Source organism: Streptomyces spongiae (assembly GCF_009377185.1).
GTDB classification, from domain to species: domain Bacteria; phylum Actinomycetota; class Actinomycetes; order Streptomycetales; family Streptomycetaceae; genus Streptomyces; species Streptomyces spongiae.
This window is the reverse complement of record NZ_VJZC01000220.1, coordinates 1-14,675: the sequence shown is the minus strand read 5'-3', so window position 1 is coordinate 14,675 and position 14,675 is coordinate 1. Positions and strand designations below refer to the sequence as shown.

Sequence of the window (14,675 nt, the reverse complement as noted above, 5' to 3'; positions counted from 1 at the left end):
CCCCGGAACCGGCCCCACCGGTCGCCTCCCCGTCCACCGCCACCGACCCCTGGGCCCACAGCTTGAGCCCGCCGAAGAGGACGAAGACGATGCCGGCGATGACGAGGTTGACGGCGAGGGAGGACAGGAAGAGCGTGATCTCGCTGCCCGGGAGCTTCTCGCGCTCGACGATGCCGTTGACGATCGTGCCGTAGATGCTGATCGGCGAGAAGCCGCCGGCCTGCGCGCCGTGCACCACCATCGTGCCCATCAGCAGCGGGCTGATCCCGTACCGGCCGGCGAAGCTCAGCGCGAGCGGCGCGACGATCGCGACCGCGGCCGGACTGACCGCGCCGATCGCCGTGAGCGCGCCGGTCAGGGCGAACATCACCCAGGGGATCAGCGCCACCCGCCCGCGCACCAGCCGGATCGCGGCGTGCACCAGCCAGTCGGTGGTGCCGTTGGCGCGGGCGATCGCGAAGAGGTACGTGACGCCGACGAGGACGACGAAGAGGTCACCGGGGAAGCCGGCGAAGATGCCGTCCGCGTCGAGGCCGGCGACGAGTTCGCCCACCCCGAAGGCGGCGGCGAAGGCGAGAGCGCCCATGTTGACGGAGCGGGTGGTGGCGATGACGAACACCACGACGAGGACGAGGATCGAGATGAGTTCGGGGGACATACGGGCTCCCGTCTTTGGGTCCCGGAGTGACTGTGGGCGAGTGAACTGTGGGCGAGTGGATGAGTGGCTGAGCCACTTGAGATCTGGGGCTGCTGGTCGGTCAGCGTGGGCCCCGCCGAGGGCCCCGTCAAGGGGTCGCGCAGAAATTGGCTCATCCACTCAGCCATTACCCGGCCCGGTGTTACCCTCCCGACGAGAGGGGGAGCCCGTGACCGACGCCCTGCGCCCCATGACGAAACAGCGCCTCTACGAGCAGGTGCTCGACCGGCTGCGCCAGTACGTCGCCGAGGGCGGCCTGCGGGCCGGCGACCGGCTGCCGCCCGAGCGTGACCTCGCCCAGCGGCTGGGCGTCAGCCGCGCCTCCGTGAAGCAGGCGATCGTGGTGCTGGAGGTCCAGGGCCTGGTGGAGGCACGGCACGGCGGAGGCACGTACCTGGTCCGCGACAGCCTGGACGCCGAGCCCGTCGAGGACATGGTCGAACGCCGCCGACGCCTCCCCGACGTGCTGGAGGCCCGCGAGGCCCTGGAGACGAAGCTCGCCGAACTGGCCGCCGAGCGCCGCACGGAGGAGGACCTGGCCGCGATGAGGTCCGCGCTCGCCCACATGACCAGGGAGATCGAGGAGGACGGGCACGGTGTGGAGGGCGACCGCCTGTTCCACGCGGCCGTGACCGCCGCCGCTCACAGCAGCATCCTCGCGGAGTTCATGCGCTCCATCGCCGACCAGATCGCCGAGAGCCGCACCGAGTCCCTCCGCCAGCCCGGCCGCCCCACCCGCTCCCTGGCCCAGCACCAGGCCATCCTCGACGCCATCGCCGCCGAGCATCCCCAGCAGGCGGCCACCGCGATGCGCCGCCATGTGCGGACGGTGGCGAAGGTGCGGTTGCTGGACTGGGACCCGGAAGGGGAGCGGTAGGTCGCTCCCGTCTCCCGTTCCCGCATCCACCGGAGGGGGCGGCTACGCGTCCAGCCACAGCAGGACGGCCTGGGTGCGGCCGGAGACTCCGAGCTTGCCGTAGATGTCGCTGAGGTTGTTGCGCACGGTCTTCACCGCGATGGACAGGCGCTGCCCGATCTCGGTGGGCCGGAGGCCGTGTGCCAGGAGGTCCATGATCTGCTGCTCGCGTCCGGACAGCAGCCGGTGCGGCCGGCCGCCGTCACGGCCCGGCCCGCGGTTCATGTACAGGGGGGCCACCCCGCCGAGGGTGGCGGCGGCCGCGGGGGAGAGGTGGGTGTGTCCCGCCGCGGTGCTCCACAGCGCGCTCCGCAGCGCGGAGTCCCGGTAGTCCCCCTCCACCAGACAGCCGGTGACCCCGAGGCGCAGTGCGGCCGGGATGTGCCGGGTGTCGGTCGCCGGACAGATCATCAGGACCGGTACGGGCCGCTCCGCCATGGCGCGCAGCAGCGGAGGGAGATCACGTTCGACCTCCCGGCAGCACAGCAGGACGACCTGGCACGCGGACTGCCCCAGGTCCTCGTACGGCGGGCGCACGGACTGCGGGCGCAGCGACACGTCGGCCGACAGCGGCTCCCGGTACGGCAGGTCGGCTTCGCCGTAGCCACAGGCCACGGCAACGGCCAGGACGGCTCCCGGGGAGCCCGCGGTCGCGGGGGCACCGGCGGACGGGGAACTGAGCACGGCGCGGGGCATGGCGTGTTCCTTCCGCAAGGATCCGCGAGGATCCGCGAGGACGGTGACGACGGTGACGACGGCACCGGGCACGCTGGACGTGGGGGACCGTGCCCGGTGCCCGCTCCACCCGGATGCCGGGCGGTACCCCTCGACTGTCCTGTGACGGCCCCGCCCCGGGGATCGGCCGTTCGGTCGGTTCTCAGGTGCGCGCATCGGCCGAATGGCCGGGGGAGGGTCAACTCCGAGCCACTGCCGTGCTTTCCAGCCGTTCCGTCCGCCGGGAGCGTCGGCCATGGAATGATCGACGGGTGAGCACCAACGGGACACGCGTCCTGATCGCCGACGATCAGGACCTGGTACGCACCGGGTTCCGTCTCATCCTCGACGCACAGGACGACATCGAGGTGGTCGGCGAGGCCGCCGACGGAGCCGAGTGCGTCCAACTCGCGCGTCAACTGCGGCCGGACGTCTGCCTGGTGGACATCCGCATGCCCAAGCTGGACGGGCTGGAGGTGACCCGGCTCCTGACCGGGCCCGAAGCGGCGCACCCGGTCCAGGTCGTGGTGGTCACCAGTTTCGACCAGGACGACTACGTCAACACCGCGCTGCGCCACGGCGCCTGCGGTTTCCTGCTGAAGGACGCCCCACCCGCGCTGCTGGTCGAGGCGGTACGGGCGGCGGCGCGCGGTGACGCGCTGATCTCGCCCGCGGTGACGGTCCGGCTGCTGAAACAACTGGAGGAGCGGACACCGGCGCCCTGGTCCGGTACCGCCGGTACCGTCGGCACCGGTTCGGCCGGATCACCCCTCAGCGCACGGGAACTGGAGGTCGCCCGGCTGGTGGCGGTGGGCCGCACCAACCAGGAGATCTGCGACGAGCTGTGCCTGTCCCTGTCCACCGTCAAGACACATCTGGGCAGCATCCACGGCAAGCTCGGGGTCCGTAACCGGGTCGAAGTGGCCGCCTGGGCCTGGGCGAACGGCGCCGTCCGCGCGGAACACTGACAGAACGCGCGTTCGCCCCTCGCGACGGCGAGCAATTGCCTAGCCTTTGCTCATGACGCATGCGGCACCCACGCCCCTGCAGTCACACGCCGCCCGACGGTGGATTCCTGTCGCCCTGTACACCGCGCTGGGTGCGCTGTGGCTGCTCGACACCGTCCTCATCGGACTCCAGCAGCACGCCCTGACCGACTGGCTGCCGGAAGCCACCGGCCTCGCGGCCCTGGGACTGCTGCTCGCACCGGAATCGCGGCTGAGCATCGAGTGGCGGGCCGGACTGGCCGCGGCCGGCTCGGCCGCGGTGACCCTCGGCGTGGCCCTCGGACGGTGGCCCCTGCCGGACTGGGGACTGCTGGAGACGGCATGCCTGCTGGTCCTGATCGCCCGGACCTGCCGCAGCGTCAGGCGGCCCGGCCTCGCCGTCGCGCTCACGGCGGCGCTCGGAGCCTGCGTCATCGACGAACCGCTGCGCACCGAGGGCACCGGGATCACGCTGACCTATCCCTTCCTGCTGACGTTCGCCGTCGGCGGGGCGATCGGAACGGGCTGCTACCTGCGCACCCTGGAGGCGCGCCGGGCCCGTACGGTCGCCGCCGTACGACTCGCCGAACGGCTGCAACTCGCCCGGGAACTCCACGACTTCGTCGCCCACCACGTCACCGGCATCGTCGTGCAGGCCCAGGCCGCCGACGTGATCCACCAGGACGCGCCCCACCAGGTCGGGCCCATGCTGCGCAACATCGCCGAGGCGGGACAGCGGACGCTGGACTCCATGCGCCGCATGGTCCGGGTCCTACGGGAGGACGACGAGGCCGCGGCCGGGCGTCCCGGCGAGCTGTACGCCGAACTCACCACGCTGGTCTCCGCGTTCTGCGACCAGGGCGACGGATCGGTGGCCCGGCTGGAGATCACCGCACTCGCCCGGCGCACCCGTCTCCTGCCCGAGGTGGAGTCCGCGGTCCACCGGGTCGTGCAGGAAGCGCTGACCAACGTCCACCGGCACGCGCCCGGCGCCCAGGTGACCGTCCGCATCCACCGAACCGGCGACGGCCTGCTCAGGGCCGACGTACACAACACCGCGCCACCGCGGCCGACCACGTCCCCCACCGGAGGCACCGGCGGCTACGGTTTGACGGGCCTGCGCGAGAGGGCACAGGCGGTGGGCGGCACCCTGACCGCCGGCCCCAGCGACGACGGCGGCTGGTGGATCATCGCCCACTTCCCGGCCCTTCCCGTAGACGCCGACGAGGCGCTCGACAGGGCCTAGGACCGGCTTGGGACCGGCCTGGGACCGGCCTGGGACCGGCCTGGGACCGGCCTGGGATCACCCCGCCTCCACCACATCGGCCACCACGCAGCTGACGTTGTCCGGACCGCCCGCGTCGTTCGCCCCGGCGACGAGTGTGCGTGCGGCCTCCTCGGGGCCGGAGACGGACGCCAGCGTCCGCTTGATGTCCCTGTCCGTCAGGACCCGCGACAGGCCGTCGGAGCACAGCAGGTACCGGTCGCCGGGCAAGGCGTCCTGCAGACGGAGGTCCGGGGACGGGACGGAGGCGCCGCCGCTCAAACCCTTCAGGAGCAGGGTCCGCTGGGGATGCGCCGCTGCCTCCTCCACCGTCAGCCGGCCCTCGTCGACCATCGACTGGACGAGCGTGTGGTCGTGGGTGATCTGGAAGAGCTCGCCGTCGCGGAGCAGGTACGCGCGCGAGTCGCCGATGTGGACCAGGGCGAGCCGCGAGCCGGTCCAGAGCATCGCCGTGAGGGTCGTCCCCACCTCCTCGTCGGCCGCCGCGACGTCCCGTACGGCCCGGGTGGCGCCCTGCACCGCGTCGTCCAGCAGGTTCAGCACACTGCCCGCGGGGAGCGTCTCGCGGTCCAGGACCTTCAGCGCCTCCACGGCGGCCGTGGACGCGTGCGCCCCGCCCGAGCCGAAGCCGTCGGCCACGGCGAGGACGCGGGTGCCCGCGTAGGCGGTGTCCTGGTTGGCCGGGCGGACCAGTCCGGCGTCGGAGAGGGCGGCGTAACGGAGTTCCAGCATGGCGGTGTCCTTCCCTGGGGTACCTGTGAGGTGGTCCACGAGGAACGCCGCCAGGTCCCGGCGGTTCGCCGTCTCGGCCTCGACCCGCGCCCAGTACGCCCGGATCTCGCATCCCGCGGCGGGTCCGTCCAGCGCGCACACCTGCCGGATCCGCGCCAGCGGCATCCCCAGCCGCCTGAGCCACGCCACCAGCCGCGCCTGCTCCAGCTGCTCCACCGCGTAGTAGCGGTACCCGGTCTCCGGGTCCACCCGGGCGGGACGCAGCAACTCCAGCTCGTCGTACAGCCGCAGAGCCTTCGGCGAGAGCCGGCACGCCTTCGCGAAGGCGCCGATCGTCAGCATGCCCACGGTTCCTCCTCGACCCCGGCTGTACCTGGCCGTACCTGGCCGTTCCCCGTTCCGCTCACGATGCTGGGGCTTCGCCAATGGGGAAGGTCAAACGGGTTGCCTCGGTTGCGCGGCCCGTTGTTAGCGTCACAGATGGGCTTAGGTTTTCCTGGGTGGGGCTGGGTTTTCGGCCCGGCTCCGGTCCTGGGAAAAAGTTCTCGGCTGCCCGGTTGGCCGTCCTGCCCGTGGGACGGGGGTGGCGTGGGTGTGCAGGTGGAAGCCTGCGCCGAGTCTGGCCCCGCGCGGCTGGTGCCGGGTGGGGGTACCCATCGTGTGCGGTGCCTGCCGCCGTCCGCGCCACTGGGGGTGACGCCTTGGTGACTGGGGCATCCGCCCCGCCGGACGCTTTCCACCCGAACCCACAGCGGTACGCGCTGCGGGATTTGCGGGTGGGGCGGGGACCCTGCGTCGCTGCCTGGGCACAGGGCGGTTTCTCGTCGGCCCCGCCTTCGTCCGGTCCGCAACAGCACGAGGCTGCGAGGGCCCGGGAGAGGAGACGGTGCCGGGGTGAGGGGTGTGCCGGACCGGCTGGTCCAGCTCCTTGACCGTGCGGCGGATCACGTACGTGTCGCTGCCTCGGTCCAGGACAGTTGTGTGCTGGTGGGTCAGACCGCGTGTGCCGATGCGTTGCCAGGCGGCCACGTCCCGGTCCGCGCTGTACCCGCAGTCCGTATGGGGGCACGTTGCCCATTTCCAGCCGGGCTTCGGGTTGTCGGGGGCGGTGTGGTGGCGGAAGACGCTCAGGCAGCGGGGGCAGTACTTCGAGGTGCCCCTGGCCGGGACGATGACCACCGCGATCCCGTGGGCGGCGGCCTGATGCCGGGTGTGGGCAACGATCTGGCCGCGGACCGAGGAGGACAGGCGGGTGTTGAGGGTACGGCCCTTGCCCCGGGCCTCCATGTCCCGCAGGTCCTCCAGGTAGATCACCGTCGCTCGGGCTGCACGGGCGGTCTCGACCATGAAGCGGGCGGCGGCCTTGGCCACCTGCTCGTTTAGCCGGGAGCGTCGCCTGCTGACCGCCGCGTGCTCGGCCTCGAGGACCGCCAGCTTCGCGGTGGTGGACGGCTCTGGCCGCTGCCCGGCCGCGGCCCGCCCATTGAGGAGGGACTGAAGGTGGGCGGTCTTGGCCCACAGCTGCTCGCCGAGGATGCGCAGCCGGTCGGCCTTGGCCAGCGCCCCGTCCGGGCGGAAGAACACGGGGCGTCCGTCGGTGATGACGGTCGGCTGCTGCCCGCCGGACAGGGTCAGGGTGCCGCCGGTGAGCAGGGTGTTGAGGCCGTAGTCGAAGGCCACCGCGCGGGTGTGCCCGCCCGCCCGGGTTGTGGGGGCGGCGGTGGTGAACGCGATATCCAGCCGCAGCCGGCCGCTGCGCAGGCGCAGCGTGGGCGCGTGCAGAGCAGCGCCCACAGGGATGGTCGGCGGGAGTCGGAAGCGGATCACGGTCGGGTGCCAGTCCGCTCGGGTGCGCGGATCGGGGCGCACCGGGAGCCGGACGGTCAGCACGCCGTAGTGGGCGGGGTCGTCGGGGCAGCGGGTCAGGGTGCACAACTGCTTGTCAGCAGCAGCGAGCACCACCTGCCGTCCACCACCCGGCGCCGCCTCCAGCGCACAGATGTCGGCGGGTAGATGCCCCTGCCTCGCCTGGTAGGCGGTGACCTGCCGGGTGCGGGCACGCAGCACCGAGGCCGCCACCGCCTGCCCGTCCGGGCAGGCCGCCCTCAACGCTGCCCACTCGGTTTCGGTGCGCCGCATGGGATCGCCGTCCGGACCGGCGGGCCAGGTGGCCAGGACCGCGTCGGTGATCTCGCTGCGCCACCAGGCCGACCGAAGCGCCCGCCCGGCCTGCTCCTCGGCCACCCTGCGCACCCGGTCCGGCAGATACAGATCGTTGGGCACGCTCGCGCTCCATCCCAGGGTGCGCACGGCCATCCATGCGTTCGACGGCAGCCGGGCACCGCAGAAGTCGGTCCCGGAAGCGAGTTGCGCGAGGTCGGGCCGGTTCCAGTGTGCCGAGGTCACCTCGGCGCACAGCGTCTCGACCAGGGACGTCAGCCAGCCCACCCGCTCGGCCAACACCTCCGCGCCCCACACCTCGCCGGTGACCGTGTCCAGGCCCCTAAACGCGGATGCCGAGGCACAGGCGATGCGCTGCGTCTGCCCTTCAGCCAGCTGGATCTTCCGCCGCACCGTCCACCTCCCCGCCCTGGTGTCCCACGCTGTGCTGCCCCGCCCGTGGCGTGGCAGCCGCCTCCAACGAGCGCTCACGGGCCTGGTGTGAGGGGATCCCGTGCATGCGGCCGGAGAACGAGGCGCCTAGCATCATGAAGTCGGCCAGCAGCTCCTCACTTGCGCCCGGTGTCCCGCCACAGGGATGCAGGACGTCCACCTGTACCTGATCCCGCTCCAGCAGCGCGGTGATCCACCCGGTATCGAAACGGGCCAGCCGATCCTCGTGAGTCACCCGCACATGGGTGAACTCACCTCCACGCGCCCGTCGCAGCAACCGGTCCAGTCCCGGCCGCGATTCCCGCAGCACCGAAGCCCGGTCCCGGAACACCGCCACCACCCCGCCCCTCGCCGTGGCTCACAACTCCGCCTCCGGCGGCGGCCAGGGACGACTCCTGCCCCGTCCGACCCGACACCCGCATGTACAACGCTTCACGCCGCGTCGGCACCTCAAGGCTCGCACCCTCGATCACCTCCGCGAGCGCCTGCGCCGAAAACCGGCGCTCACGCCCGACCCACACCACCGAAACCTTGCCTGCGTCCGCCCACACCCGCAGCATGTCGGTGTGCGGACCCACCCGACGCGCGGCCACCGACAGACGAAGGAGTTCCATACCCAGGAGGCTAGGGAAGCCCAACGCGAGCCACCCACAGATCAGTTCACCCATCGCTCAATCATGCGAAAGCAACGCGTTCTGCCCCAGCCACCGGCAGATCGTGATACGCAGCCAAACTCAGGAAACAAGGCAAAACCAACGACTGCAATCAACCCTCACGGCTGGAGACGGCACAGAACGGCCGACCGTACGAGGATGGAGCCCCGTGACACACACCCCCCGCATAGCGCTCGCCACCTACGACCCCGGGTCCGAGGCGAGCAAGGACCGCGATCTGCCGGTGCTGCTGCGGGAGCTTGCCGCGGCGGGGGCCGAGGCGACCGCCGCGTACTGGGACGACCCGGAGATCGACTGGGCCGCTCATGGCCTCGTCGTCATCCGCTCCACCTGGGACTACAGCTGGCGGGCCGAGGAGTTCGCGGCCTGGGTGGCGCGGTGCGGGAAGGCCACGCGGCTCGCGAACCCGGCGGACATCGTGCGCTGGAACACCGACAAGCGCTACCTCGGGGAACTAGCGGCGGCCGGGGTGCCCATAGTCCCCACCCGGTATTTCGCCCCCGGTGACGTGCCCGCCCTCCCGGACGACCTGGAGTACGTGGTGAAGCCGACGTCCGGGGCGGGCGCCCGGTACGCCGCCCGGTACACGCCCGCCGACCGGGAGACGGCCGTACGGCACCTCTCGCGGATGCACACGGAGGGATTCACCGCGATGGTGCAGCCGTACATGCGCGGCATCGACGTAACCGGTGAGCGGGCCCTGCAGTTCTTCGGCGGACGGTTGCTGCACGCCAGCCGCAAGGGGGCGGTGCTGGCCTCCGGCACGGCGTACGACGCGGACAAGGTGGCCCACCCCGGGCTGGAGCCCTGGACCCCGACTCCGGCCGAAGTCTCCGTCGCCGAGCGCGCGTTGGCCGCCGTACCGGGTGCCCCCGAGTTGCTGTACGCCCGGGTCGACCTGGTGCTCGGGGACGACGGCGAACCCCGGCTCATGGAGCTGGAGCTGGTCGAGCCGAACCTCTTCCTCGACCTTCATCCGGGCTCGGTGCCGGGGGTTGTGGAGACCATTCTGGCGGCGGCCAATGGCTAGAGATCTTTAACGGCCTGACATGACCCGCACCGTTAAAGATCTCTAGCTTGAGGAGTGCATCTGACGTGGCGTGGCCTCCACCGAACTCATCGCTGCGCGCGTCCTGACTGCGAGCGCCTTCGCGGATGTAGCCCTTTGTACGCCTTCCATGCTTGCTCCCTTATGAAGTTGGGGCAGATCATCCCCCACAGCATGCAGAAGGCGTGGGCCACCCGAGACCACCGCATCGAAGGGCGGCGCCTCGTCGAGCGGTGGAACCATGCAGACCACGTGGCTCCGCTCAGGACTCTGGCGCTGTTCGTCGGTCGACTCCTGTCCAGGCCGTCCGTTGTTCGCGGGTTTTGACGCGGAGTCGGCTGCGTCGCCGCATTTCACCTGCACAGCCGGTTGCGCGGATCTTCTGCGGCATAGGAGACACAGGACAAGCAACTCAACTACGCTTGCGCGTATGCCTGACGAGAGCCCTACCACGCCGACTCCTCAAAAACTCAGGAACGTCAAGGACGACATTCGAGCACTCGTATCTCAGGACCAACTGGCAACAGAGCTATCAGCCGCATTGGAGGGCCTATTTCAGATCAATAGCCATAAGCGATTTCGCGCTTACAATGGCAACTATGTCAGCATGTACGCAAAGCCAACCAAGGCGATTCAAAACTCTCTTGCGATCGATCGTGAAGTCTTTATTCTTATCGCGAATTACTCCAACGTGCACGCTCGCACCATTGTGATCTGCCAGGACGAAATTAAGCGTGCGCAGCCACGCCTGCAGCCGGACCTGGCTGTTGTATTGCATGCGGATCCCGATGGAGACGAAAATCTTCGTGTTTGGGGACGCGAGGCTGGAATCACGGTATTCCCAATCTACCGGCCCAGGGCAGGGGCCATGCCACCCAGCGCTGTAGTCAGGCAAAGGCTGGCGAGAGAGCTTTTCGCCACGGACAGCTTTCAGGTCACCGGTCCGGTTAGCGATGACAATGAATTCTTCGGGCGCCGCGAACAGGCCATCGAATTGCTGCGTCAGCTTCAATCCGGTAGAATTGCAGCACTCTTCGGTCTTCGCAAAGTGGGAAAGACCTCCATGCTAAATCGCATCATCGATTTGGCGAGAGAGGCCGGGGCCCCGAAAATTGCGATGGTGGATTGTTCGCTCCGGGGGTTCAATGAGATGCGTGCCCCGGACGCCCTGAAAGCACTCGCCAGATTGTCTCGGCTGGCCACGCAGCAGGGATATGCCCACATCAGTCAAACGCTGCGCAGGACTGACAGTGATCTCATGAGTACCTTCGAGGCCCTTTGGGAGGCGCCTGGAAAGCAATCACTTTTGATCATCCTGGATGAAGTGGACTACATTACTCCTGACTCACCCACGAGCCCGCACTGGAACAATGACTTCAATGACTTTTGGAGAGAATTTCGCGCTCTGGTCCAGGAGTCGAAACGAAGGGACTTCAAGCTCAGCGTCCTGGTCAGCGGGGTCAGCAGCCTGGCTTTTCGCGTTGCGGAAATCGAAGGGATCGAGAACTCGGTTCTACACTTCGTGCCCGAGGACTACCTTTCCCCCTTTGCTGATGGTGCAGCAGACGCCATGATCAAAGCACTCGGAAAACGCTGTGGGCTTCAATTTTCGCCAGAAGGGAGGAAGGAAATCGCAGCCACTGCTGCCTATCTCCCCTACTGGATGCGTATGGTAGGCTCGTATATTCACCGTCACGTTGAGTTGGGAAGCAGGCTCATGATGTTGGAGAGCGACGTGGTCGCCTCCCTGTGTCAAGAGTTTGCGGAAACCGAAGGTGCCGAGATTGCTCGTATTGCCCTACAGAATCTTCAGCGTGTCGACCCGCCGATGTTTGACATGCTGCTTCGCTGCGGAGATAAAGGCCGTGTCCTGGCTCGCGATGCCCGCCCCCTCCTGAGGTATGGCCTGGTGCGCCAAAACGGCCAACTCGTCGAAATTCAGAGCAGCGTGGTAAGTTTGGGCCTGGATCTCTTTGTCGCGCGCTCCGGTAGCAGTGTGAATGCGACTTCCTCAAAGTCTGTTGGCGGTCTGGAACTCGAAGAGAGTGAGTGGGCCGAAGAGCTGGCTTCGATCAATCGCCGACGGAATATCCTGGAGCGCAAAGCCAGAGAGTTTGTGCGCGTCGTACTTAAAATGGGACTTCCCACTGAGAAGAACTGGGTCGATACAGTCATCTCGGCATTGCCTGCTCGACGTAAGGATGAATGCTCAGGGCTGGCGCCCGATGCCCTCATGGGCAAGCTGTATTGGCTTGAACTGGGAAACATCATCGCCCGGGAGTGGAAGCACTTCGAACGCTTCTTCCAGGACAAGAGGAGGCTACAAAGCGCGTTTCAGCTACTTAACGAGCGTCCCGACGCACACGCGAAGGACGTGGACCTTGCCGACGTTGCTCTTCAGAGGCGCGAGCTCACCTGGCTCGAAGAACGCATCGCGCAATGAACACGTGCCTCCTCCGTTGCCGGGTATCAACCACCCGGTCCGAGTTGCGTGCCCGCGCTCAGAGCGATGGCACTCACCGCCTTGGCGCAGCTCTATGAACAAGCACCGCTTCGGCTCGGCCGTACATATCCAGCGATCCCCGAACGCAGTCCCGGCAACTGCACACCAAGCTCGCGATCAAGCCGTGCGGCCCAGCCCTCCGTCCTTCACGCCGCCGAGAAAGGCTGCGAACGCCTCGGGGGCCACTGCCAGGGCAGGGCCCAAGCGCATCTTCGTGTCTCGGACGGCGACGTACGAGGGTCCCTCCGCCATCTCAACGCACTCGTTGCCCTCTCCCCCGCTGTAACTGCTCTTGACCCACCTCAGTGCGGTCATGGCGCCTATGGGCACAGCGCTTTCAACCATGGGACAGCTCCTGTCGTGCTCTGGCCACCAGTCGGCTTGAGGCCGCCGTATCGACTGCCTGGGAACGAAGGTAGTCGAAGGTCAACTTGTAGGCCTCGACGTCCTCGGGGTCGTCCAGGTACAGGCCTCGACGCCGCATCTCGATGTAGACCACTGCCATGGAGTTGAGCGGGTTGCGCTCGTCGTTCCTTCCCAGGATCACGAAGTGTCCCGCTCCCGCGGCGTGGGCGCCCGCGCTGAACGGCAGAACCTGGATGTCGACGGATGGGCGTTGCGCGAGTTCGTCAAGATGCGCGAGCTGTCGTTCCATGACCGCTCGGCTCCCCACGGTCCGACGCAGCACGGCTTCGTCCAGTACTGCCCACAGGTGCGGGGGCGTCTGTCGGTCCAGGACACCCTGACGCTGGATACGGGCGTTCACCATGCGCTCGATTTCACCATCACTGCTACGGACTTCACGGGCCTGGTGGATCGCCGATGCGTACTCCCTTGTCTGCAGAAGTCCAGGGATCACCGTGTTGGCGTAGAGGTGCTCGTACTCGGCTTCCTGCTCGAACGAAACGAGTGGGTCCATCCACTGAGGGATGGCGCTGTTGCCGACCCACCATCCATCGGTCTGGGACCGCGCTACACGTACCAGCGCTTCCCGCTCCTCGACGGAGGCCTGGCATGCGTCTGCGATCGCCTTCACCGTGGCCCACCGGATGCGGGCCCTGTCCTGCCACATCTCGTAACGGCTCACCGTCGCCTTGCTGACGCCGGCTCGCTGAGCGACCTGTAGCTGTGTAAGACCGCTGCGCTCACGCAACGCGATCAGTCCTCGTGCGATCTGCATCCGCCCTGCGGGCCCCGTCAGTGTCGCCGTCATCAGTCATGCCTTCGTGCTCGGAATCGTCAACGCGGGCGAGGGTACGGGCTGGTTGGGCCCTACGGAGCCTCGCATTCGAACAGTCACCCGCTTGAGTGAACTCCCATGATGAGACGGCCATTCATTGGAGTCCAATGAAATGCTTCCAATGGATCGCGGTTCTTCTCGCCGCGCCCCAATCACCCGCGTCCTCTTCAAAGAGCGGCCATGAGAACACCCCACGCCGACCTCCACACCGGTACCCACGACCCCTTCCACCTCCCCCACGAGTCCTGGCGCCGCCTCTACGGCCTGGCCTGCGTCCGCTGCCGCGGAGGGCGGGGGCTCCGGCCCGGCGGACACGCCTACACGCAGCACGCCGACGGAGGCCGGCTCGGCTGGGCCGTGCAGATCTGCGCCGACTGTGATCACCACTCCAAGAGCACTGACAGCAAAGCGAGTTGACGCGATGTTCAATCTGATCCTCCGCGCCCTCGACGCGCTCACCGCCCTCTTCGCCCCGCGTGGCCGTCACCGCGCCGGACACGCGTCCCCTGCCCCCGTACACCACCGAGAACCCAGGCCGGGGGTTCACCGAGCACCCGGCCCCTACGTCACCGATACGTTTCTCGACGGCGCCGCCACCCCACCCGTCCGCCCCTACGTACTCACCACCGAGCAGCGCGCCCGACGCCGAGCCCTCTGGCTGGCGACATACGGCATCGACGTCGGCCCTCGCCGGATCCACGGAGTGGAGGTCGGCTGATGCATCTGACGGAAAGGGGCGGACTGGGAGAAGGAACAGACGTCCCCGAGGCGCCCGAGCCCCGTACCCGCCTGCTCCCGTGGACCGGCGCCTTCGGCCAGCCCTGCTACCTCATCGAGGACGGCACCGGCGACGGCACCCTCTCCCGGATCGCCGACCGCGTCGAGACCCTACAACTTGGCCTTGCGGAGCAGCTTCACGAACAGGCTTGGGAACTCCTCGCCACACACGACGCTCCGGACCAGCGGGTCCGGCATCTCGCCGAACAACTCGCCCAGGCCCTCGGCGATACCCTCCTCATCGCCGAAAGCCGAGGTGCACGACTCGGACAACCCACCGAGTCGCCGCCCGCCCCTCCTGCTGCACGCACTCACGGACTACGAGGGCAAGTGAGACTGACCGGCCCCAGGCTCGGCGGAGATCTCGGCCACCCGCTGCAGCAACCCCCACGTGAACTCCGCCGCGCACTCACGTCGTACGCCCTGCCCGTCCGGGGCCGTGAAGGTGAGGCCGAAGCGAGTGGGGGCCGTGCCCTCCAGGGGGTGGGCG

The 14,675-nt window shown here is 68.5% G+C and carries 15 protein-coding genes; 8 read left to right on the top strand and 7 right to left on the bottom strand.

What is annotated here, in order from left to right; genetic code table 11:
• Positions 1-658: SLC13 family permease (locus FNH08_RS26325; RefSeq protein WP_265579798.1), on the bottom strand; the 658-nt coding region annotated here is incomplete at its 3' end.
• A 208-nt stretch (positions 659-866) separates the two neighbouring features.
• On the opposite strand from FNH08_RS26325, the gene FNH08_RS26320 reads away from it, so the two are divergent.
• Complete coding sequence (locus tag FNH08_RS26320) at positions 867-1,574, top strand: FadR/GntR family transcriptional regulator (RefSeq protein WP_322725416.1); 708 nt, start codon at positions 867-869, stop codon at positions 1,572-1,574.
• 42 nt (positions 1,575-1,616) lie between these two features.
• Here FNH08_RS26320 and FNH08_RS52260 read toward each other — a convergent pair whose 3' ends face one another.
• On the bottom strand, positions 1,617-2,309 hold the full coding sequence (locus FNH08_RS52260; RefSeq protein WP_228034355.1) for a helix-turn-helix transcriptional regulator: 693 nt from the start codon (positions 2,307-2,309) through the stop codon (positions 1,617-1,619).
• Positions 2,310-2,599: 290 nt separating this feature from the next.
• Between FNH08_RS52260 and FNH08_RS26310 the strand changes: the two genes are divergently transcribed.
• Positions 2,600-3,295 carry a response regulator transcription factor gene (locus FNH08_RS26310; protein ID WP_322725414.1) on the top strand — a complete coding sequence of 232 codons (696 nt, stop codon included), beginning with the start codon at positions 2,600-2,602 and terminating at the stop codon, positions 3,293-3,295.
• A 52-nt stretch (positions 3,296-3,347) separates the two neighbouring features.
• Positions 3,348-4,559, top strand: a complete 1,212-nt coding sequence (locus tag FNH08_RS26305; protein WP_152774016.1) for a sensor histidine kinase — start codon at positions 3,348-3,350, stop codon at positions 4,557-4,559.
• 57 nt (positions 4,560-4,616) lie between these two features.
• On the opposite strand, the gene FNH08_RS26300 is transcribed toward FNH08_RS26305, so the two are convergent.
• From FNH08_RS26300 to FNH08_RS26290, 3 genes are all read right to left on the bottom strand, one after another.
• Positions 4,617-5,672, bottom strand: a complete 1,056-nt coding sequence (locus FNH08_RS26300) for a MerR family transcriptional regulator (RefSeq protein WP_152774020.1) — start codon at positions 5,670-5,672, stop codon at positions 4,617-4,619.
• A 144-nt stretch (positions 5,673-5,816) separates the two neighbouring features.
• Positions 5,817-7,904 carry a zinc ribbon domain-containing protein gene (locus tag FNH08_RS26295; RefSeq protein WP_322725413.1) on the bottom strand — a complete coding sequence of 696 codons (2,088 nt, stop codon included), beginning with the start codon at positions 7,902-7,904 and terminating at the stop codon, positions 5,817-5,819.
• Positions 7,879-8,280 (bottom strand): recombinase family protein, encoded by a 402-nt coding sequence (locus tag FNH08_RS26290; RefSeq protein WP_152774015.1) that lies wholly within the window; start codon positions 8,278-8,280, stop codon positions 7,879-7,881. The genes FNH08_RS26295 and FNH08_RS26290 overlap by 26 nt, the downstream gene beginning before the upstream one ends.
• Before the next feature lie 485 nt (positions 8,281-8,765).
• On the opposite strand from FNH08_RS26290, the gene FNH08_RS26285 reads away from it, so the two are divergent.
• Positions 8,766-9,647, top strand: a complete 882-nt coding sequence (locus FNH08_RS26285) for an ATP-grasp domain-containing protein (protein ID WP_322725411.1) — start codon at positions 8,766-8,768, stop codon at positions 9,645-9,647.
• A gap of 448 nt (positions 9,648-10,095) precedes the next feature.
• Positions 10,096-12,108, top strand: coding sequence for an AAA family ATPase (locus tag FNH08_RS26280; RefSeq protein WP_152774014.1), 2,013 nt, complete (start codon positions 10,096-10,098; stop codon positions 12,106-12,108).
• A 177-nt stretch (positions 12,109-12,285) separates the two neighbouring features.
• On the opposite strand, the gene FNH08_RS26275 is transcribed toward FNH08_RS26280, so the two are convergent.
• Complete coding sequence (locus tag FNH08_RS26275; RefSeq protein WP_194238616.1) at positions 12,286-12,513, bottom strand: DUF397 domain-containing protein; 228 nt, start codon at positions 12,511-12,513, stop codon at positions 12,286-12,288.
• Positions 12,506-13,381 carry a helix-turn-helix domain-containing protein gene (locus FNH08_RS26270; protein WP_228034354.1) on the bottom strand — a complete coding sequence of 292 codons (876 nt, stop codon included), beginning with the start codon at positions 13,379-13,381 and terminating at the stop codon, positions 12,506-12,508. Before FNH08_RS26270 ends, FNH08_RS26275 begins: the two co-directional genes overlap by 8 nt.
• A 207-nt stretch (positions 13,382-13,588) precedes the next feature.
• Here FNH08_RS26270 and FNH08_RS26265 point away from each other — a divergent pair, with 207 nt between their 5' ends.
• The 3 genes from FNH08_RS26265 to FNH08_RS50930 form a co-directional block, all read left to right on the top strand.
• Positions 13,589-13,825: a hypothetical protein gene (locus FNH08_RS26265; RefSeq protein ID WP_152774013.1), complete on the top strand. Its 237-nt coding sequence runs from the start codon at positions 13,589-13,591 to the stop codon at positions 13,823-13,825.
• Between the two features lie 4 nt (positions 13,826-13,829).
• Positions 13,830-14,126, top strand: coding sequence for a hypothetical protein (locus FNH08_RS26260; RefSeq protein WP_152774012.1), 297 nt, complete (start codon positions 13,830-13,832; stop codon positions 14,124-14,126).
• Positions 14,126-14,675: hypothetical protein (locus FNH08_RS50930; RefSeq protein WP_194238615.1), on the top strand; the 550-nt coding region annotated here is incomplete at its 3' end. The genes FNH08_RS26260 and FNH08_RS50930, both read left to right, overlap by 1 nt.